Raw genomic sequence first — 21,396 nt, forward strand, 5'->3', positions numbered from 1 at the left:
CGGTCCGGGGCAGCTCTCACGGGCGGCCGCGCACCCACCCAGCCTGCACAACCGCCGCTACCATGGGGCCATGAAGCCCTCGCTGCGCGCGCTCGCCGCCGCCCCGGCCGCGGCCTCGCTGCTGCTGCTTGCCGGGTGCGGCCCGCTGCCGATCGACCGCTTCGTGCCGTGGCTCTCCTCCGATGAGTCCGCACAGGGCTCCGGGGATGCGAGCGGCTCGGCGGGCAACGGCGATGACGAGGTGGTCGAGGCCACCGCTACGGCCCCCGGCGCAGGGCAGTCCCCCGGCGGGGCAGACTCCGGCGCCGCGGATCCAAGCGGCGCGACGATCACCTGCCCCAGCGGCTACAGCGCCCACAGCTGGGGGCGCACCGCCGAGTTCGAGGTGCTCATCTGCGCGGACTCCGCCGGCGGGGGCGAGTACCGCTACATCGCCGGCAGCTCGGCGAAGGGCTACACGCACCTGAGCGCCAGCGAGGACGGCGCCGGGGCATTCACGGCCTCGAACGGCGCCACGTCCTACCGGGCGGACGCGCAGTCGCTCACGATCATGAAGGACGGGAAGATCCTCAAGCAGCAGGCGTGGATCGACGGCACGTTCGGCAGCGCGGGAGCCGGCGGCGAGTAGCGCCGCGGCGGGCCGGGACGGCGGCGCGGCCGCAGCGCAGCCGACAGCGCGAAGGCCCCTCACCGCTGCGGTGAGGGGCCTTCCGATGGTGCGCCATGAGGGATTCGAACCCCCAACCTTCTGATCCGTAGTCAGATGCTCTATCCGTTGAGCTAATGGCGCCCGTCTTTGCGACTCGCACAACTATACACGCCGGGCACTGCGGCCTCAAATCCCGCGCCTCCTCCCCCCGGCCTCCCTCCGAGCCCGCTGCGCCCCCGTCCCATCCGCGCCATCCGGCCGCCGGGGCGACCTCACTCCCGCTGAGGCGCGGGGTTTGGGAATTCACGTCATACGATCGACAATATACGTCACATGTTTGGCGTGTATGCGCCATAACGGATCATCCTGTGATCCAATGCACAGGCCGCGGGGCCACCGCACGGGGTGAGCGCTCGGATGCGCGTCCGTACGGTGTACGTACCGCATCACCCACACTGCACCACCCCACACAGTAGGAGTTGAACACATGACAGTCCTCGACAACGGCTCAGTCGAAGACCTCCTCGCCTCGGCCCCCACAGACGGCGAGCACGCCCTCAGCTTCGTCAAGCGCATCGCGGCGCTGACGAAGCCGGACGCGATCGAGTGGATCACCGGCGAACCCGGTCAGCGCCAGGAGATCACCGATCGCCTCGTCGCCGCCGGCACCCTCACGAAGCTCACCCACCCCAAGGACTCCTACTACGCGGCCTCCGATCCGGACGACGTCGCCCGCGTCGAGGACCGCACCTTCATCTGCTCCCAGGACGAGGCCGACGCCGGCCCCCTGAACAACTGGATGGCCCCGGAGGAGATGAAGGGCATCCTCGACGGGCTGTTCGAGGGCTCCATGGCCGGGCGCACGATGTACGTGATCCCCTTCGTCATGGGCCACATCGACGCGAAGACCCCCATGTTCGGCATCGAGGTCACGGACTCCCCCTACGTCGTCCTCTCCATGCTCATCATGGCCCGCTGCGGCACCCAGGTGCTGCGCGCGATCGAGGACAACGGCGGCGACTTCGTCGAGTGCGTGCACTCCGTGGGCGCCCCACTGGCCCCGGGCCAGGAGGATGTCGCGTGGCCGTGCAATCCGACGAAGTACATCACCCACTTCCCGGAGGACCGCGCCATCTGGTCCTTCGGCTCCGGCTACGGCGGCAACGCGCTCCTGGGCAAGAAGTGCTACGCGCTGCGCATCGCCTCGGCGATCGCCCACGACGAGGGCTGGATGGCCGAGCACATGCTCATCCTCAAGCTCACGAGCCCCGAGGGCGTCGTCAAGTACATCGCGGCCGCGTTCCCCAGCGCCTGCGGCAAGACCAACCTCGCGATGATCGAGCCCACCGTGCCCGGCTGGAAGGCCGAGACCCTGGGCGATGACATCGCCTGGATGCGCTTCGGCGAGGACGGCCGCCTCTACGCGGTCAACCCCGAATTCGGCCTGTTCGGCGTGGCGCCGGGCACCGGCTACTCGTCCAACCCCACCGCCATGGCGGCCATCGAGGCCGGCGGCAACCTCTTCACCAACGTCGCCCTCACGGACGACGGCGGCGTGTGGTGGGAGGGCATGACGGACGAGAAGCCCGCCCACCTGACCGACTGGCGCGGCAACGACTGGACGCCGGAGTCGGAGACGAAGGCCGCGCACCCGAACTCGCGCTTCTGCACCCCCATCTCCAACGTGCCGACGCTGGCGCCCGAATGGCAGAACCCGGACGGCGTGCCGATCGACGCGATCCTCTTCGGCGGCCGGCGCAACACGACGATGCCGCTCGTCACGGAGACCACGGACTGGACCCACGGCGTGTTCATGGGCTCCGCGCTGTCCTCGGAGACGACGGCGGCGGCCGCGGGCAAGGTGGGCGTGGTGCGCCGCGACCCCATGGCCATGCGCCCGTTCATCGGCTACAACGTGGGCGACTACTTCCAGCACTGGCTCGACATCGGCAACACGGAGGGCGCCCAGCTCCCGCGCATCTTCTACGTCAACTGGTTCCGCCGCGACGAGGACAACTCGTTCCTGTGGCCCGGGTTCTCGGAGAACTCGCGCGTGCTCAAGTGGATCGCGCAGCGCCTCGAGGGCACTGCGGACGCCGTGGAGACCGCAATCGGCAACGCGCCCGCCGAGGGCGCACTCGACCTCGACGGCCTCGACATCGACCCCGCGGTCGTCGACAAGGCCCTCGACGTCGACCCCGGTGAGTGGAAGACGGAACTCGAGGCCATCGAGCAGTGGTACGACATGCTCGGCGACCACGTCCCCGCCGCCCTCCGCGAGGAGGTCGGCCAGCTGCGCGAGCGCCTCGGCCTCGCCTGAGCCGCCCGCGGGCGCGGGCGCGCCGGGCACCGTCCCGGCTCCGCCCGCGCACCGGCAGCACCCCGCCCGAGGCGCGCCTCGGGCCCCCGCGCCGAAAAGGGCGCACATCCTGAGCCGGGATGTGCGCCCTTTTCTCTGCCCTGCATCGAGCCTCTGCCGCGCGCCGGGCCCCCGTCCCGGCACCGACGCTGGAGGCGGCTCACGACTGCGCGGGCCGGGACAGGCGCACCTCCGCGAGGCCCACGAGGTCCGGATCGGCCTGCTGCGCGCCGTCGAACGCAAAGCCCGCCTTCGCGTAGAACCGGATGGCGCGCGGATTGTCCCGCGCCACCCAGAGGGTGCAGGCGCGGTTCCCGATTGCGGCGTCGAGCAGGGCCCGGCCCACGCCGGTGCCGTAGCCCTCCGAGCGGATGTAGAGGCTGGTGAGCTCGAGGTCGGCCGGCGCATCCGCGTCGCGCGGCGGGCCGATGCTGGCGAAGCCGCAGATCTCGCCCCCGGACTCCGCGGCCCACGTGCGCTCGCGCATGTCCGCCCGGGCGAGCGCGCGACTCCACCCGTCGGTGCGCCGGGCGAGCTCGGCCGCGTCGTAGAAGCGCTCCGGCAGCAGCTCGCCATAGGCCTCGCGCCACCCGGCCACGTGCACGCGCGCGATGCCGGGGCCGTCGCCCTCCCGCGCCGGTCGCACGGTCACCAGCCGCCCACCCCGCGCTTCGTTCGGCGCGCCGGTGCGCCCTCCCCCCGCGTCTTCCGGGCGATCGGCGGCCTCCAGCCCCTTCGCATCGTGCAGCCCCTTCGCATCGTGCAGGCTCGCCGTGCCGGCCGGGCGCTCCCCGCCTGCGAGGACCCCAGCGTCATCAGGGCGCTCCGCGCCGTCGACGCGTTCCGTGTCCTCGACGCGCTCGGCGCCGGCCAGGCACGCCGCGGCGAAGCGGGCGCCGTCTGCCAGCACCTCGTTGGCCGATTCCGCGAACCGGCCGAAGTGCAGGAACGAATGCAGCATCCCGGCGGCGCGCCGATAGTCGACCCGCACGCCGGCGCGCGCGAAGAGGGCGGCGAGCGCCTCGGAGTCATCGCGCAGCGGATCGAGCTCCGCCGCGACGATGAACGCCGGCGGGAAGCCTGCGAGGTCCGCGGCGAGCGGGTGGAGCACCGCATCGTCGGCCTGGGCGGGTTCGGCGAACAGGAGCTCGTTCATGGCCGCGAGGTCTGCCGCGCCCATGCCGTCCCACGGGCCGCCGAACAGGCGCCTGCTGGCCGAATCGGCCAGCCCGAAGGCGCCGTAGTACAGGAGGAGGCCCCGCACGGCGGCCAGCGCCGCCGGGGCCGCGCCGGCTTCCTCCAGCCGGTCGGGCTCATCGCGGAGCACGAGGACCGCGCTCGCGGCGAGCATGGCGCCGGCGGAGTCGCCGGCGAGCACGAGGCGCGAGCCGTCGACGCCCAGGCGCGCCGCGAGCCCGCTGCCCGGGCACGCGAGGGCGGCCACGACCTCGGCGACCTCGTGGAGCGCCTGGGGATACCGCGCCTCCGGGGCCAGGGCGTAGTCGACGGCGATGACCGCGGCGCCGCTGTGCGCGGCGAGCATGCGCTGGATGCGGTCGTGGGTGTCGAGGTCGCCCACGGTGAAGCCGCCGCCGTGCAGGAAGACGATGGCCGGCGGGCGCGGGACCCCGGCGACGGGGCGGTGGACGCGCAGGGCGACGTCGCGCCCAGCGGCTCGCACCGTGTGCTCCGTGGTCTGCGCCATGGCGGGGCCGCCCTCGTTCCAGAAGCGGCGCTCGTCCGCGTACTCCGCGCGCGCGGCGGCGAGGGGCGGCAGATCGCCCGCGGCCAGCGGCGTGCGCGCGCACTGGTGTGCGAGCACCGGCCAGAGCTGCGGGTGAAGGGCTCGGCGGATGTCCGGAGGGATCTGCGCCTCGAGGCGGCGGGCGACGGCCGGGTCTACGGACTCCGGAACCGCCGACGGCGTGGATGTGTCCATGTCCCTACCTCACCGCTGCCCCTACCCTCACCACTGCCCCTGCCCTCACCACTGCCCCTACCCCAACGCTGCCGCAGCTCACCACTGGCACTGCTCACCACTGGTGCGCCTCACCACTGCCACTCCTCTCACCACTGCCGCCGAGCGCCCGGCCCGCTCCGTCCGCATAGGCCACGAGAGCGGGACCATGCGGTTGACGGGTGCGGGCCACCGGGCCCCGCCGGCTATCCCGCGAAGCTGCGCACGGGCCGTCCGGCGACCCCCACCTCGGCGGCGAAGAGGGCGCCCGCCAGCGGGTCCGCCTCCGTGTCGATGTCCTCCTGGGACGTGGTGATGAAGAGCGTGCGCAGGCCCTCGCCGCCGAACGCGCACGCCGTCGTCTTCTGCGCCGGCACCTCGACGATCCCGTCGAGGGTGCCGTCGGGCAGGTAGCGGCGGATCTCCCCGCGGTCGGCGAGCGCGGTCCACACGGCGCCCTCGGCATCCACGGCCATGCCGTCGGGGCTGCCGGGCACATCGGCGAGGACCCGGCGAGGGCCCAGGCGGCGCGGCGGCTCGTAGTCGAACACGGCGATCTGCCCGGTGGCGGTGTCGTTGTAGTAGAGCAGCGAACCGTCCGGACTCCATTCGAGGCCGTTGGACACGGTCACGGCGTCCAGCACGAGCGCCACGCCGCCGTCGGGGTCGAGCCGGTAGAGCCGGGCGGCGCCCGGCGCCTGGTCGTACGCCATCGACCCGCACCAGAAGGTGCCGTCCGGCGCGCAGCCGCCCTCGTTCATCCGCACCTCCGGGCTGGCCCACAGGGGCGGCAGGGCGGTGACCTCACCGTCGGGCGCCTCGAGGGCGAAGCCGCGCTCCACGCCGATGACCGCGCCCCCGGCCGTGCGGGGGCGCACCGCGGCGGCCACCTCGCCCACGTGCGTGCGGCTGACGCCGCTCTCGCGCAGCGACAGCACGTCGCCGGCGAGCATGTCGACCCACCTGAGGCCGGCCCACGTGGGAGCCGGGGTGCCGGCGCCCGCCGCCCGGGCGGGGTCGGACCACGTCTCGCACCAGACGGGGCCCTCGCCGTGGTAGGCGATCGGATCGGTGATCTGCTCGGCCTTCATGCTCCCAGGCAAGCACGCCGCGGCGGGCCGCACAAGGCCGGCGGGGCGTGGCGCAGCCGGCAGCGGGGCGGGCGACCGGGCTGGCCGGGGCGGGCGCGGTGGGCCGGGGCGGGGCGAGTGAGAGCGTCGGAGGTGCACGTGCGCGGGCACGGAAAAGCCCCCGTGTCCGGACACGGGGGCTACTTCACGACGCGGAGCCGGTGGGATTTGAACCCACGGTCCCCAGTTCAAGGGACTCCACCTTAGCAGGGTGGTGCTTTCGGCCGCTCAGCCACGACTCCAATCGCCAGTGCGGCAACCTCGCCAAGCCTACAGACTCCGCGGCCCGCGAGCAAAGGCGGGCGGCGGGGTGCGCACCGCCCCCGAGGCCGTCCGGCGCAGGGCGCCGGGGCGCGGGGGTCGTGCGTTCCACTCACTCCGAAATCCACGGCGCGATACACTCCAATCACATGTTCGCTCGCTACAGTCGGGCGCGACCAGCTATGCCCTGCGCCCCCGCACGCCCGCACAGCCCCTTCCCACGGCGCAGTTTCCCGACCGACGAGGAGCCCGGAAGTGCCAGACCACGAGAGCGATGAGCAGCCGTTCGGCTCTTCCTCCGGGCGCCGCGGCGACCAGCCGCTGCGCGCATCCTCCCGTCCCGCCTTCCGCGGTGAGCAGGCGGCCTCCGATCATTCCGCCCCCGAGGCGGGCGAGACCGCCCCACGTCAGGGCGCGGCGCAGCGTCCCGTGGGTGCCGAGTCCCACGTCAACCGCCGCGAGGAGAACCCCGCGCAGCCGCTCACGCGCCGCGAGCGCCGGCGCCGCGAGGCCCAGGAGGCCGAGCGCCGTGCCGCGGAGAAGGCGCGCGTCAAGGCCGAGCGCGAGGCCCGCCCCGCGCCGAGAGCCGACGCTGCTGCCGCTGGCGCTGGCGCTTCCGGCGTCGCACGCGCTGGCGCAGCCGGTGCGGGCTCCGCCCCGTCCGGTTCCGCGCCCGCGCGCACCGGCGATGCGGCCGGTGCAGCGCGCGCAGCCGGCATCCCCGCTCCGGCGCGCCCGGAGGGCACCGGGGCGCACGGGGGCGGTGAGGACCCGGGATCCGAGAGGCGCCCGGCCCCGCGGCACGCGGCCCGCGAATCCAACCGTCGGCTCCACTTCGACGCTGTCGCCCCCGCCGAGCGGCGCAGCGAGCGCCCGGTGGCTGGCCCCGCCGGAACGCGTGAGGCGGCCACGGGCGGCGCGGCGGCCCGTGCCGCCGGTGCGGGCAGTGCCCCGGGCGCCGCGGCCACCACAGGTGCGGGCAGCGCCGCCGGTGCGGCCCGCGCCTCGGGTGCCGCAGCAGGAGCCGCGGGAGCGGGCGCCGCCGGCACGGCGGCCGCTGGGCACGCGACCGCAGCGGACACGAGCGCACCGGCAGGCGCCGCAGCGGCAGGCACCTCAGTGGAGAGCACCTCGGCGGCGGGCACCTCGGCCGGTGGCTCCGCCGCAGGCACCGCGACCGGCAGCGCCTCCGCGGCAGCGGTCGGCAGCACCGCGCGGGGCGCCGCGGCGAGTGCGCGCCGCCGGGATGTGCACGGCGAGCGGGGCATCCGCCACTCGAAGGACCGCTCGGATGCCTTCCCCGCCGTCGTCGGCTGGACGTCGCTGGGCACTCTCATCCCCGGCCTCGCGATGATCCGCAGCGGCCGGTCGAAGAAGCTCGGCTGGTTCTTCCTGGGCTTCTTCCTGCTGGGCGTCCTTGCCCTCGTTGCAGTCCTCCTCATCAAGGGACCGGTGAAGTTCGCGGCCCGCTTCTCCACCCCGCAGATGCTGACGATGGTGGCGATCGCCCTCATCGTGGGCGCCCTCGTCTGGTTCTTCGTCATCCTGCGCTCCTACGCGGTCATGCGCCGCGGCCACCCGTTCAGCGCCGTCCAGCGCGTGCTGGGCGGTGTCCTCGTCGTCTCCCTCCTCGTCATCGTGGGCGTGCCCCTGGGCGTGGGCTCTGCGTACGCCTTCGTCACCGGCCAGACGATCTCCAAGGTCTTCGGCAAGGGCGACTCCGGACCCGTCAAGGACGCGGCCGAGCTGTGGCAGGACAAGCCGCGCGTGAACGTCTTCCTCATGGGCCGCGACAGCTCGGACACCCGCCAGGGCACCCGGCCGGACACGATGCTCGTCGCCTCGATCGACACGCACACCGGCGACGCGACCCTCTTCTCCATCCCCCGCAACCTCAACCACCCGCTGTTCAAGGAGGGGACGAAGCTCGCCAAGGAGTTCCCCGACGGCTTCAACGGCGGCCCGGGCGAGGAGGACAGCCTCATCAACGCGGTGTGGGACTGGACGACGGAAAACAAGCAGGACGTGGGCGACACCCACGGCCTGGAGAAGGGCATGGCCGCCACGATGCAGGCCGTGGAGGGCTCCACCGGCCTCGACATCGACTACTGGGCCTCGGTGAACATGAAGGGCTTCGAGGACGTCCTCAACGCCATGGGCGGCGTCAAGATCGACGTCGAGCGGCCCATCCCCATGGGCGGTGGCATCAACCAGGCCACCGGGGGCAAGAACTCCATCTTCGGCTGGATCGATCCCGGTGAGCAGACGCTCACCGGCGCGAAGGCCCTGTGGTACGTCCGGTCGCGCGACGGGTCGGACAACTACGACCGGATGTGCCGCCAGCAGCGCATGATCAAGACCGCACTCGGGCAGATGAACCCGCAGGAGCTGGCGCTGGCCTACCCCAAGCTCGCCGCCAGCGCCACGGAGAACGTGCAGACGGACATCCCGCAGAACCAGCTCCAGGCGTTCGTAGAGCTCGCCGGCCAGATGAAGGGCGCCAAGGTCAAGTCCGCCCAGATCAATAACCAGGTCACGAAGACCTACCGGCCGGACTACACCGTCCTCCACTCGTGGGTCCAGGAGCAGATCAACCCGTCCGAGTCCAGCCAGAAGGAAGACGCCCAGGCCACCACGACTGCCTCGGCCAAGCCCACGAAGTCCGCCGCGCCCACCGCAGCGGCGACGACGGGCGCACCCGCGCCGGGCATCGAGGACGCCGACGGCAAGTGCTACCCCACCGGCTACACGCCCGGCAGCGGGTGGCCCGGCTACCCCGGCAACTCCTCGAAATGACGGCGGCCGCCGCTCCCCCGGCGGGCGCCGGTGCCGCCCAGGCCGCGGACCCGCCCCTGCGGGTCGCGGTCGTCGGCGCCGGGCCGCGGGGGCTGAGCGTCTGCGAGCGGCTCGTTGCCCTGCACGCAGCGCAGGGCCGTGCGCGCGAGCTGCGGATCGACCTCATCGACCCGTATCCCCCGGGGCCCGGCCGCGTCTGGCGCACGGACCAGTCCCCCGAGCTGCTCATGAACACGACGATCGCGGACCAGACGGTCTTCCCCGATGCCTCGACCGGCCTGGAGCCCTGTGACACGGGCCCCTCGATGCCCGAGTGGTACCGGGCGCGCGGCGGCACCGCGCAGCCGGAATCGGCCTTCGCCCCCCGCGCGCTGTACGGGGAGTACCTCGCCTGGTCGTTCGAGCGCGTGCACACGGCGGCGGACGAGGGCACGGAGATCGTCGTCCACCCGGCCACCGCCACCGCGATCGTGGAGCCGGGCCAGCACGAGGAGCCGGCGGCCAAGCAGCTCGTGCGCCTGGACGACGGGACCACCCTCGAGGCCGATGCGGTGGTCCTGTGCCTGGGCCACCTCCCCGCCCGCCTCCAGGGCGAGCGCGCGAACCTGGCCCGTTTCGCCCGGGCCAGCGGCCTCACGTACCTGCCGCCGGGCCTGCCCGCGGAGACGGAGGTCGAGCGCCTGCTCGCCGGGCAGACCGTGGTCTTCCGCGGGTTCGGGCTCAACTACTTCGACCTCCAGGCCCTGCTCACCACCGGGCGCGGCGGCCGGTTCTCCGAGTCGCCAGACGGCACGCTGCGCTACGCCCCCAGCGGCGCGGAGCCCATCCTCGCGCCCTCCAGCCGCCGCGGCGTGCCCTACCGGTGCAAGCCCATCACCCCGGGCAGGCCCGCGCGCGATTGGCAGCTGCGCTACTTCACCCCGGGGTCGGTATCCGCGCTCGAGGATGCGGCCGGCGGTCTCCTCTTCAACGACCAGCTGTGGCCGCTCATCCTCGCCGAGCTGCGCCGCGCCTGGTACACGGCCCTGGCTGCCTCCCGCCCGGAGGCGTTCGCCGCCGCGCCGGCGGAGCTCTTCGCAGCCCTCGATGCCTCAGTTGCCGAGCACGTCAGCCGGCGCTCCGCGGACACGGTGCGCCCCGGTGAGCACCGCCCCGGCCTGCTCATCGCCGGCGGCCCCGACTGGGCCGCGCTCGAGGCCCGACTGCTGGCCGATACCGCCCAGGCGCTCGACCTCGCGGCCCTGCTCCACCCTCTGGAGGGGAGGGAGTTCTCCGCCCGCGAACCGGGCCCGGGGTCCTTCCACGACTGGATGCTGGCGTTCCTCGACGCGGAGTACGCGGACGCGCTGGCCGGCCCCGAGCGCGCGCCCTCGAAGGCCGTCTTCTCCGCCCTGTGGGCCGCGCGCGGCTACCTCAAGGAGCTCGTGGCCGACGGCCGGATCGATCCGCTGAGCTTCGCCACGGAGATCCGCGGCTGGTTCGAGGGCTTCGCCTCCGGCCTCTGCGATGGGCCGCCGCCCAGCCGCTTCGCGCAGCTCGCGGCGCTGGCGCGGGCGGGCCTCGTGACCTTCATCGGTCCCGAGGTCCGCATCGCCCAGTCCCGCCCGGACCGGCCCGCGGCGTTCGTCGCGACCTCCCCCGCGGTGCCCGGCGAAGTCCGCGCCCGCGCGCTCGTCGACGCGGCCTCGCCCGCGAACAACGTCCGCGCCGCCGACGATGCGCTGCTCGCCGGCATGCTCGACCGCGGTCAGGTGTGCGCGGCGACCCTCGAGGGACCGGACGGGATCGAGCTGCCGCTCAGCGGCCTCCTCGTGGACGGCGAGGCCTTCAACACGGTCGATCCGCGCGGCCACGTCCACCCGCGCCGCTTCGTGCTCTCCATCCAGTTGTCGGCCGATCAGCTGGGCTTGGCGATCGCCGCGAACCCCCAGCGCCGCGCGCGCACGCTCATCGACGCGCACCGGATCGCCCAGGCGATCCTCGACCTGCCCAGCTGAGCGCCCGCACCGCAGCGGCACGGCACCCAGTGGCACCGCGCCCCGCGGCCCACCTCACGGCCACAGCACCTCACTGCCACCGCGCCTGGCGGGCACAGCACCTGGCGGGCGCAGCGCGCCGCCCGCACCGCGCTCACCACGCACCGCACCTACCCAGCACCGCGCCCGAGGCGCGGGCAGGCACGGTGCCTGCTCGCGCCTCGGGCGCGGTGCGGTGCGGGGTGCACGCGCACCCGCGGACGCCGGCGGGGTCAGACCCCGGCGAGCCTGGTCAGCCCGGCCGGGCCCATCGTGCGCTTGCGGGCCACCGCGGCCACGGCCGCACCGCCGGCCACGAGGAGCCACAGCAGCAGCGTGCCGAACGCGGCGCCCGCCCCGCCGGTGCCCGTCGCGATCCCCGTGATCCCGTCCATGGCCGGGGTCAGGGGCATGAACGCGGCGAGCCCGGAGAGCCAACCCGGCACGGCGGTGAGCACCTTCGCGGTCACCGCGGCGACGACGAGGATGACGGAGACGAACCGCCCCACCCCGCCGAACCAGGCGACGAGCGCGTAGTTGATGACGGTGAAGACGATCCCGGCGAACGCGGACAGGCCGAACACCTTGACCAGATCCCCCGCGTCGAGCGTGAGGATGAGCTGCGAGAGGCCGGTGAGGATCACCGCCTGCACGAGCGAGATGACGATCCCGGGGATGAGCCCCTTGCCCATGATCGCAATGGACCGGCGCCGCGAGGTCAGCGCGGTGGCGGAGACGGCGCGCACCACGGTGTACGTGATGAGGGCGCCGATCCACAGGGCCATGATGAGCAGTAGCGCAATCGAGGACGCCTGGGAGATGCCCTTGAGCCCGTCGATGTTGTCCGCGATCGGCGAGGACACGGCCTCGCTCATGCGGTCGCGCTCAGTCTTCGTGTAGCTGGGCACGTCGTCCTTGCCCTTGTCGAGGCCGTCGGCGAACTTGCCCACGCCCTCCTCGTATTTCCCGGTGCCCTGATCCAGCTTCTCCGCGCCCTGGGCCAGCTGGCCCGTGCCCGAGGCGAGCTTGTGCACGCCCCCGGTGTACGCGCCGACGCCGGCCGCGTACTTGTGCGCCCCGGTCGCGTACTGCTGCGCCCCGTCGGAGGCCTGGGTGACGCCGGCGGCCAGGGGCTTCATGCCGTCGGCCAGCTTGTCCGTGCCGTCGGCCAGCTGGCCGGCGCCCGAGCGCAGCTGCTTGGAGCCGGCGAGCAGCTCGTCCTGCTTGTCCGCGATCTGCTTGGTGCCCTCCTGCAGCTGCGAGACGGCCTTGTGCACGCCCCCGGCGTACCGCTCGGCGACGGCGGCCACCTTGTCCGCGCTGGACTCGAGTGACTGGCCGGACTTGGGGTCCTTCGCCTGGAGGCCCTTGGCCGCGCCCTCGAGCGAGCCCGCGGTGCCGGAGAGCACCCCGGCGATGTAGGCCTTGAGGATGCCCTCGCACACCTGGTCCTGCGTGCCGGTGGGGCAGAACTGCGCCTTGATCTGCGCGGCCTGCTTCTTCGTCAGCAGACCGGACTTCACCGCCTGGTCGAGGCTGGGGATCTTGCCGGAGGTCAGTGCGTCCCCGGCTTCCTCGGCGCCCTGCTCCAGGCCCTTGCGGTACTTCACGATGCCGTCGGAGACGCCGCGGGTGCCGGTGGCCACCTGGTCAGCGCCGTCGGCGAGCTTGCCCAGCCCGGAGTCCTCGGACCCCATGGAGGACAGCTGCTTGACCATCTGGTCCGTGCCCTTCGTGTACTGGTCCACGCCATCGGACAGGTTGCCAGCGCCGTCCGCGAGCTTGCGCGTCTGGCTGGGCAGCTGCTTGGTGCCCTTGTCGAGCTTCGTCAGGCCCGTGGCCAGGCCGTCGGCGCCCGAGGCGAGCTGGGCCGCCCCGCCGCTGATCTGGCCGCCGCTCTTGTCGAGCTCGCCCACGCCGGAGTCCAGCTGTCCGACGCCGGTGGACAGGCCGCTCGTGCCCTCCTTGAGGCCCTTGGCCCCGTCGTCGAGCTTGCCGGCGGCGTCGGCCATCTCCCCGAACTGGTCGCCCATCTTGTTGAAGCCCACGTAGATGCCGTCCAGGTACTGCTTCGTGTACTCCGTGTTGAACGTCGTGCGCGCGGTGGTGGCGATCGCCTGGCTGATCGCTGCGTCGGAGATCGGGGAGACCTTGGAGCTCGTCACGTCGATCGTCGCCTGCGCCGCCTTCATGGGGTCGTCCCCGGCGGTGGTGGCCACGGCCTTGGAGAAGTCCTTGGGGATGTGCACGACGGCCACGTACTCCCCGCTCTTGAGGCCCGCGGTGGCGTCCTCGTCATCGGAGAGCACCCAGTCGTAGTTCTCGTCCTGATCCTCGCTGTCGACGAGGCCCGCGGCCAGCTGGCGGCCCAGCGGGGCCTGCTTGCCGTTGATCTTCGCACCGTCGTCGTCGTTGACCACCGCAGCCTTGACCTGGCTGAGGCGGTCGTCGGCCTTCCACGTCGCGAACACGAAGCCCGCGGCGATGATGACGGGGACGAGCACGAGGCCCAGGATGGACAGCCACGTGACGCGGCGGCCGGAATCGGCGCGTTCGAACAGTGCCATCAGCGATGACCTCCCATGGGAGCGAGGGTGGGCTCGGCGCCGCGGCGGTGGGCCGCGAGGTCGAGCAGGGTGTAGTCGGTGCGGGCCGGGATCATCCAGTCCGCCTCCGGGTTGCCGAGGGTGAGGACGACGGCCGAGCCCGCCTGCAGCGCCGCCGCGATGAGGCGGCTGACGAGCTCCGCGGTCTCCTGGTCGTGGGGCTGGTCCGCGGCGTCGACGACGAGCAGCTCCGGCGGGGCGGCGGCGAGGTCGCGCAGGTGGTCGGCGCGCGGGCGCATGTCCGGGTCCGCGGGGTTGAGCATGAGGTACGGGGTGCGCTTGCGCACCTTGTTCGCCTGCTCGGGCAGGACGAAGGAGCCCACCTTGAGGTCGCCGGAGTCCAGGTTGGCCCGCCCGGAGATCGCGAACAGCAGCGCCTCGGCGCCGGGCCCGGTCAGTGCGAGCAGCTCACCCGGCAGCAGCGCGATGTCCACGTCCTCGAAGACCCGGTGGCCGCGCGTGCCCAGCGACATCGCCTTGCCGTAGACGCGGTAGGGGGAGTCGGGCTCCGGCCAGTCGCGCAGGGCCACCTGGTGGTAGAGCCCCTCGCCCTCCACATCGAAGTGGGGCAGCAGGCGGTCGAGCCACTTGGGCAGCCACCACGCGGCGTTGCCCAGCAGCGCCATGACGGCGGGCACCAGGGTCATGCGCACGATGAAGGCGTCGACGAAGATGCCCACGGCCAGGCCCAGTGCGATCGACTTGATGATGGGCTCGCCGGTGGGCACGAACGCGAAGAACACGGAGAACATGATGATCGCGGCGGCGACGACGACGGAGGCCGAGGACATGAAGCCCTTGACGATGGCCTCCTTGGCGCTGGCCCCGTGCACGTAGGCCTCGCGCATGCCGGAGACGAGGAAGACCTCGTAGTCCATGGCCAGGCCGAAGAGGATGCCCATGAGCATGATCGGCAGGAAGCTGATGATGGGGCCCACCTGCTCGAGGTTGAACAGGGAGGCGCCGTGGCCCTCGACGAAGACCAGGCTGACGACGCCCATGGCCGCGACGACGGAGAGCAGGAAGCCCACGGTCGCCTTGATGGGCACCGCGATCGAACGGAAGACCATCGTCAGGAGGATGAGGGAGAGGCCCACGACGAAGATGCCGAACGGCAGGAGCGACTTCGCCAGCTGGGAGGACACGTCGATGCCCACCGCCGTGGACCCGGTGACGGCCGTGTTGAAGCCGTAGGCGTCCTGGAAGTGGGGCTCGAGGTCGCGCAGGCGGTTGACGACGTCCTCCGTCTGCGGGTCCGACGGGCCGGTCGTGGGGACGATCTGGAAGAGGGCGGTGTCCGCGTTCTCGTTGGGGGTTGCGAGGACGACCCGCTCCACGCCGGCGACCTTCTCGATCTCCTTCTTCATGTCGTCGACGTCGCCGAGCGGGTCATCGGAGCCGATGATGCCCGCGGTCATGACGAGCGGGCCGTTGTAGCCAGGGCCGAAGTACTCCTCCGTGAGGTCGTACGTCACGCGCGCCGGCGAGCCCGCCTCCTCGCCGCCGTTGTTGGGCAGCGCCAGCTGGAGCTTGCTGGCCGGAATGGCGAACAGCCCCAGGCCCACGACGATGATGAGCACCGTGAGGATCGGGATCTTCGTCGCGGCGCTCACCCATGCGTGGTAGAAGCGCTGCGGCAGGCTGCGCTTGCGCTCGGGGCCTCCGTGGGGGCTCGTGGCCGGCGGCGCGGTCACGGCCGGGGCGTGGGGGCGCGCACCGCGGGCGGCCGGCAGGGGCTGCGTGTCGGCGGGCGCCTGTGCGCCCGCTTCGGCACCGGCCATGGCGTGCGCACCGCCGGTGACGGGCGGCGCGCCGGGGCCGGCCACGGGCTCCGCTCCCGAGGCGCGGGCCGGCTCGGCCTCTCCGCGGGCCTCGGCGCGGGCGCGGGCGCGGCGGACGGAGCGCGGGATGAGCCGCTTGCCCAGCATGCCCATGAGCGCCGGGACCAGCGTGAGCGCCACGAGGACCGCGACCGCCACGGTTCCGGCGGCCCCGAAGCCCATGACGGTAAGGAAGGGCATGCGGCAGACCATGAGGCCCACGAGCGCGATGATGACGGTCATGCCCGCGAAGACGACGGCGGAGCCGGCGGTGGCGAGCGCGCGGGCGACCGCCTCCTCCGGCTCGAGTCCGTCGCGCAGCAGGCTGCGGGCTCGGGAGATGATGAAGAGCGCGTAGTCGATGCCCACCGCCAGGCCCAGCATGAGCGCGAGCATGGGCGCGGTCGAGGAGACGTCCGCGAACGCGGTGGACGCGACGATGAGCATGAGGCCGAGCATGACGCCCAGGATCGCGGTGACGAGCGGGATGCCGGCGGCGAGCGCGGAGCCGAAGGTGAAGAGGAGGACGACGAACGCGATCGCGACGCCCAGGCCCTCCACCCAGGACACGTGCATGCCGGTGACCTTGAAGATGTCGCCGCCGGGGGCAACCTGGGTGCCGTTCGGCAGCTCCTGCTTCATGTGGTCGACCTCGGTGAGCAGGTCGGACTTCACGGTCTCCGGCAGCGCCTGGTAGTCGTCGTCGTAGGAGATGTTGATGATCGCCGCGCGGTCGCCCTCGGAGACGCCGCCCTTGACCCGCTTGGAGAACGGCGAGGTGGCGGACTCGACGTGGTCGAAGTCGTCCACCCGGTCGACGGCGTCGCCGATCGCGGAGCGGAAGTCCTTGTCCGTGACCTTCTGGCCCTCGGGGGCCACGACGATGATCGAGCCGGCCGCCCCGGAGGCCTGGGGGAAGGTGAGCTTGAGGGAGTCCTGGGCCTCCTGGCTCTCCGAGCCCGGGAGCGTGAAGCTGTCGGAGAAGTCGTTCTTGAAGGCGGCGACGAAGCCGCCCAGGAGGACGAGGATGACAAGCCAGGCGGCGGCGAACGTCTTGCGCCTGCGGAACGCAGTGCGGCCCAGCTCATAGAGGAATGACGACACGAAGGCCCTCTCGATACAGAGGTGTATTGAATACAGTAGTGTATTGTTCTGCAGACGAGCGCGGATTGCAAGCGAGTCCGACTCGGCCACGGCAGGAGAGGGGGCGACGGTGACGGTCACGGGTCACATCACCGAGCGCAGGCAGCGCACGCGGGAGAAGCTCATCCGCGCCGCGATCTCCGTCTTCGCCCACAGCGGCGTGGCAGGCGCGTCCATCGAGCAGCTGAGCGAGGCCGCGGGCATGACCCGGGGCGCGTTCTACTCCAATTTCGAGTCGAAGGACGAGCTGGTCCTCGCCGTCATCGACTTCGCCATCGAGCGGATGACGAGCGAGCTGCGCACCCACATCGAGGTCCGGCACGGCGAGGACTCCCCGTGCGCCGAATCCGAATCGCTGGCCACGGCGGACCCGCAGACGCGCCGGCGCGAGATCGCCGCGACCGCCCTGCGGGTGTTCGAGGAGAGGCGGCCCATCCCCGTGGGCTCCGCGACCGCCGAGTGGATCGTGTGCGAGAAGGAGATCGAGCTCTACACCGTGCGCGTGCCCGAGCTGCGCTCGAAGTACCAGCAGCTCATGGACGCCCAGCTGCGCACCATCGCGGAGATCGTCGAGACCACGCTGCGCCGCCACGGCTGCCACCCGACGATCCCCTCGCTCGACCTGCTGCGGATCCTCGCGGCCGTGGCCCGCCAATCGCAGATGGACGCGATCACCGACGGCATCGGCCAGGCCGACGTGCAGGCCGATGCGAAGAGCACGGTGCAGGTGCTGCTCGGGTTCATCGACATCGACTGAGGCCGCCGGGCCTGACGGGCGGCAGGGTCTGAGAGGCCGTGGGGCCCGAGGGAGCGGCAGGGCCTGAGAGGCCGCCGGGCCCCACGGCGCCTGACGCGGCGGCAGTGCGGCCGATAGGCTGGGCGGATGAGCGCCGAATTCGATGCCTTCATCGCCAACATGCCCGTCCGCCTTCCGGCCTTCGTCGCCGATGAGCTGCCCGACGCCGTCACCGTCGAGGACGACAGCGCGGAGGACGGCAGCGCGCAGTACGACTTCCTCAAGGACTACTCCCCCCAGTCGCTGCCCTACGTCGAGGCCTTCGCCCTCTCCGAGCTCGAATCCCCGGAGCAGGCCGCCGAACCCGAATACCAGGCGTTCTCCGAGGGCGTGCTGCGCTACGTGGGCGAGGTCTTCCTGCGCGCGTTCGGCGGCCGCTGGGACTTCGACGACTCCGGCGCCGACCCCGCCGCGATGCCGTTCATCCGCCCCGATTCGGCCACGGGCAACGAGCAGGGCGAGCCCGTCGATCTGGTCCAGCTCCTCATGACCGCGCTGTCCGTGCGCTCGGGCGATGTCTTCATCTCCGCCTATGCCGAGGTGCTCGAGGGCTTCGACGACCAGCCGCCGCGCCGCTCCTGCACGGGCCTCGAGGGCACCGTCAGCGCGCCCTTCGACGCGGCCGCCCAGATCAGCGACGGGGAGCGGGACTTCCTCGCGGACTTCCTGCCCACGGTCGAGCCCGCGATCGCGGAGTGGGTGGACAGCCAGGCCGGCGACGACTGGGACTTCGACCGCGCGTCGCTCGACCGGCTGGGCCGGCAGCTGCAGGCGCGCTACGACACCGTCGACGAGCTCATCGAGGACGCCGGTGAGGAGTACCTGACCGGCGCCATGTCGTTTGCGGGCGAGGCCCTGCGCCGCGCCGGCCGCGGTGCCTGGCGCTACGGCGACCCGGACTCCGGGGCCTTCGAGGACGAGGATCCCCGCCTGGGCCAGCCCTATCTGCAGTTCGCGGTCGAGGGCGTGGACGTCGTGCCGATGATGCTGCTGCTGGGCTCGATCGAGGACGCGGACATCCTGCCGCTGGCCTATGACGCCCTGGCCGGGGGCGGGGTGGGCGAGGCCATCGCCCAGGCCGACGCGCAGGAGGACTGAGCGGGCCGCTCGCCCCGGCTCCCCGCCCTCCGCGTGCCAGCGGCCCGGCCGCGCCTACTCCCCCGGCAGCGGGGGGCGGCGCTGGGCGAATCCCGTGGCGGCCTCGAACGCGTGCGCCGCGCGCAGCAGGTCGACGTCGGCGCCGGGGCGGGCCACGAGCTGGATGCCCACGGGCAGCCCGTCCGCGGAGAACCCGGCGGGCACGGACACCGCCGGGCACCCGGTCGCGGAGATCAGCGTCGCCGCCCGCATCCAGTCGAGGTAGGTCTCCATGCGGGTGCCCGCGATCTGCTCGGGGTATTCGAGGTCCGCATCGAAGGGCAGCACCTGGGCGGTCGTGCACACGAGGACGTCGTGGCCGGCGAAGAACGCCTCCACGGCCTCCATGAGGCGGGCCCGCGCCCGGTCCTTGGCCACGAGCTGGCCGACCGTGAGGTCGAGGCCGCGCTGCGTGTTCCACACGACCGCGTCCTTGATCTCCCCACGGTGCGCGCGCAGCTTGTCCCCGTGGAGCGCCGCGAAGTCGTAGGACCGCTGGACGTCGAAGACCTCCGCGGCGTCGGTGAGGTCGATGCACGCCTCGTCCAGCCGTGCGCCCAGCCCCTCGAGCACCGGCGCGGCGGAGCGGACCACGGCCAGCACCTCGGGCTCGGCCACGACCGCACCGTCCAAGTCCGGCGCGAAGCCCACGCGCAGCCCGGAGAGCGAGGGCTCATAGGCGGCGCCGAGCGCGAACTCCGGCAGGTCGAACACGGAGCCGGGCTCGGCGATGGACGCAGGGCCCAGGGGGTGCGGGCCCGCCACGGCCGCCAGCAGCAGCGCCACATCGCCGGTCGTGCGCCCCATGACGCCCGTTTGGGCGAGCCACGCCCACGGGTCGCCGGGCGGTGTGTGCGGGACGCGGCCGTTGCTGGGCCGGAAGCCCACGACGTTGTCGAACGAACCGGGCGTGCGCAGCGAGCCGCCCATGTCGGAGCCGTCGCCGCTGGCCTGGATGCCCGCGGCCAGCGCTGCGCCCACGCCGCCGGAGGAGCCGCCGGCGGACTTCGCGGTGTTGTACGGATTGCGGGTGGTGCCGAAGACGGGGTTGAACGTGTGCGAACCGGCGGCGAACTCGGGGACGTTGGACTTGCCCGTCGTGATCGCGCCGGCCGCCCGCAGCCGTTCGACGATGAGGCTGGTGCCGGCGGGCACGTGGTCCGCGAACAGCGGCGAGCCGTACGTGGTGCGCATGCCAGCGGTGTCGTGCGTGTCCTTGTGCGTCAGCGGCACCCCTGCCAGGGTTCCAAGGGACTGCCCGCTCGCCCGCGCCTCGTCGGTCCGACGGGCCGCGGCGAGCGCGCCCTCGGGATCCGTCGTCACGATCGCGTTGATGGTCCCGTTGACCTCGTCGATGCGGGCGAAGTGGTCCTGCACGGCCTCGACGGCGCTGAGCTCGCCCGCCGCCATGAGGCCGGCCAGCTCGCGCGTGCTCAGCCACGTCAGCTCACTCATCGCGCGGCCCGCAGCCGGCTCGTCAGGACCGCGAGGGCGGCGCGCACGCCGGTGCGCAGCGTCGTCTCGATGTCCGTGGGCGCGAAGTGCGGCGAGTGGTTGCTCGGCACGTTCTCCGCGGCGAGGGCCTGCGGCGTCTGGCTGCCGAAGAACCAGTAGACGGCCGGGGCGCCGACCGCCTGCCCGAAGCGCCCGAAGTCCTCCGAACCGGTGGCGGGCGGGACCTCCACGGCCTGCTCCGCGCCCAGCTCCGCGCGCACGACGTCGAAGAAGTCGGCGGTGAGCTCCGGGTCGTTGTAGCACTCGGGGAAGTCGTAGAGCTTGCGGATCTCCGGCTCCGGGGCACCGGAGGCCTGGGCCTCGGCGCGGACGATCCGCCCGATGACCTCCTCGACGTGGGCGCGGACGGCCGGGTCGAACGTGCGGGTGTTGATCGTGAACCGGGCCTCGGCGGGGATGATGTTCTCCTTGAGCCCGCCGTTGAAGCGCCCGATCGTGAGCACGACCATCTCCCGGGCCCCCACCTCGCGGGACACAACCGTCTGCAGGCGCGTGATCATGAACGCGCCCAGCACGATCGGGTCGATCGAGGCCTCCGGCTGGGAGCCGTGGGCCTGCCGGCCGCGGACGACGACCTCGTAGGAGTCCGCCATGGCCATCGCGGTGCCGCTCGAGGTGGAGACCGTGCCGGCCTGGGCGGGCCACACGTGCTGGCCGTAGACCGCCTCCGGGTGCGGGGCGCGGTCCCACACGCCGTCGTCGACCATTGCCTTGGCCCCTGCCCCCGTCTCCTCACCGGGCTGGAAGAGGAAGACGATCGTGCCGGACCAGGTATCGCGGTGGCCGGCCAGCAGCACGGCGGTCTCGAGGCCCACCGTGATGTGGGTGTCGTGGCCGCAGCCGTGCATGACGGGGGCCTCGGAGCCGTCGGGCAGCGTGCCGGTGGCCTGCGAGGCGAACGGCAGCCCGGTGTCCTCGGCGATCGGCAGGCCGTCGGTGTCCGCCCGGTAGGCGATCGTGGGCCCGTCGCCGTTGCGCAGGACGCCCACCACGCCGGTGCCGCCCGAGGCGAAGGTCTCATAGCCCAGCTCGTCGAGGCGCGCCCGGATCTTCTGCGCCGTCTCGTGCTCCTGCATCGACAGCTCGGGGGTGGCGTGGAAGTCCTTGTAGGTCGCCACGACTGCGGGCATATCGGCGTCGAGTGCGGCGGTGAGTTCGGGGGCGATGGCCATGAGGGTCCTCTCCTGGGGCGGATCGTAGGCGGTGAAGGGG

The 21,396-nt window shown here is 72.7% G+C and carries 12 protein-coding genes and 2 tRNA genes; 6 read left to right on the plus strand and 8 right to left on the minus strand.

Going from position 1 to position 21,396, the window contains the following annotated elements; translation table 11 throughout:
• Positions 1–70: 70 nt before the first annotated feature.
• The gene (locus BRM1_RS08060) at positions 71–628 is read left to right on the plus strand and encodes a hypothetical protein (protein WP_268525058.1); all 558 of its coding nucleotides are present in this window, start codon (positions 71–73) and stop codon (positions 626–628) included.
• An 86-nt stretch (positions 629–714) separates the two neighbouring features.
• Here BRM1_RS08060 and BRM1_RS08065 read toward each other — a convergent pair.
• Positions 715–790, minus strand: a tRNA-Arg gene (locus tag BRM1_RS08065).
• 346 nt (positions 791–1,136) lie between these two features.
• Here BRM1_RS08065 and BRM1_RS08070 point away from each other — a divergent pair.
• Positions 1,137–2,969, plus strand: coding sequence for a phosphoenolpyruvate carboxykinase (GTP) (locus BRM1_RS08070; protein WP_268525060.1), 1,833 nt, complete (start codon positions 1,137–1,139; stop codon positions 2,967–2,969).
• Positions 2,970–3,168: 199 nt separating this feature from the next.
• Here BRM1_RS08070 and BRM1_RS08075 read toward each other — a convergent pair whose 3' ends face one another.
• The 3 genes from BRM1_RS08075 to BRM1_RS08085 all read right to left on the minus strand — a co-directional run bounded on the left by BRM1_RS08075 (position 3,169) and on the right by BRM1_RS08085 (position 6,337).
• Complete coding sequence (locus tag BRM1_RS08075) at positions 3,169–4,947, minus strand: bifunctional alpha/beta hydrolase/GNAT family N-acetyltransferase (RefSeq protein ID WP_268525062.1); 1,779 nt, start codon at positions 4,945–4,947, stop codon at positions 3,169–3,171.
• A gap of 224 nt (positions 4,948–5,171) precedes the next feature.
• Positions 5,172–6,056, minus strand: a complete 885-nt coding sequence (locus BRM1_RS08080) for an SMP-30/gluconolactonase/LRE family protein (RefSeq protein WP_160953280.1) — start codon at positions 6,054–6,056, stop codon at positions 5,172–5,174.
• A 192-nt stretch (positions 6,057–6,248) separates the two neighbouring features.
• Positions 6,249–6,337: transfer RNA gene (locus tag BRM1_RS08085), tRNA-Ser, on the minus strand.
• Positions 6,338–6,611: 274 nt separating this feature from the next.
• Here BRM1_RS08085 and BRM1_RS08090 point away from each other — a divergent pair.
• Both BRM1_RS08090 and BRM1_RS08095 read left to right on the plus strand, forming a co-directional pair.
• On the plus strand, positions 6,612–9,152 hold the full coding sequence (locus tag BRM1_RS08090) for an LCP family protein (protein ID WP_268525063.1): 2,541 nt from the start codon (positions 6,612–6,614) through the stop codon (positions 9,150–9,152).
• Entirely contained in the window at positions 9,149–11,149 is a 2,001-nt protein-coding gene (locus BRM1_RS08095) for an FAD/NAD(P)-binding protein (RefSeq protein WP_268525065.1), read from the plus strand. Before BRM1_RS08090 ends, BRM1_RS08095 begins: the two co-directional genes overlap by 4 nt.
• Positions 11,150–11,400: 251 nt before the next feature.
• Here the strand turns inward: BRM1_RS08095 and BRM1_RS08100 are convergent, their stop codons facing one another.
• A complete protein-coding gene (locus tag BRM1_RS08100) occupies positions 11,401–13,734 on the minus strand; it encodes a YhgE/Pip domain-containing protein (RefSeq protein WP_268525066.1) in 2,334 nt (777 codons plus the stop codon).
• Entirely contained in the window at positions 13,734–16,697 is a 2,964-nt protein-coding gene (locus BRM1_RS08105; RefSeq protein ID WP_268525068.1) for an MMPL family transporter, read from the minus strand. Before BRM1_RS08105 ends, BRM1_RS08100 begins: the two co-directional genes overlap by 1 nt.
• Positions 16,698–16,806: 109 nt before the next feature.
• Between BRM1_RS08105 and BRM1_RS08110 the strand changes: the two genes are divergently transcribed.
• Entirely contained in the window at positions 16,807–17,493 is a 687-nt protein-coding gene (locus tag BRM1_RS08110; protein WP_268525070.1) for a TetR/AcrR family transcriptional regulator, read from the plus strand.
• Positions 17,494–17,619: 126 nt separating this feature from the next.
• Positions 17,620–18,630, plus strand: a complete 1,011-nt coding sequence (locus BRM1_RS08115) for a hypothetical protein (protein ID WP_160953698.1) — start codon at positions 17,620–17,622, stop codon at positions 18,628–18,630.
• A gap of 54 nt (positions 18,631–18,684) precedes the next feature.
• On the opposite strand, the gene BRM1_RS08120 is transcribed toward BRM1_RS08115, so the two are convergent.
• Positions 18,685–20,124 carry an amidase gene (locus tag BRM1_RS08120; RefSeq protein WP_268525073.1) on the minus strand — a complete coding sequence of 480 codons (1,440 nt, stop codon included), beginning with the start codon at positions 20,122–20,124 and terminating at the stop codon, positions 18,685–18,687.
• Complete coding sequence (locus tag BRM1_RS08125) at positions 20,121–21,356, minus strand: amidohydrolase (protein WP_268525075.1); 1,236 nt, start codon at positions 21,354–21,356, stop codon at positions 20,121–20,123. Before BRM1_RS08125 ends, BRM1_RS08120 begins: the two co-directional genes overlap by 4 nt.
• Positions 21,357–21,396 lie beyond the last annotated feature (40 nt).

Source organism: Brevibacterium sp. BRM-1 (assembly GCF_026802075.1).
Taxonomy (GTDB): Bacteria; Actinomycetota; Actinomycetes; order Actinomycetales; family Brevibacteriaceae; genus Brevibacterium; species Brevibacterium rongguiense.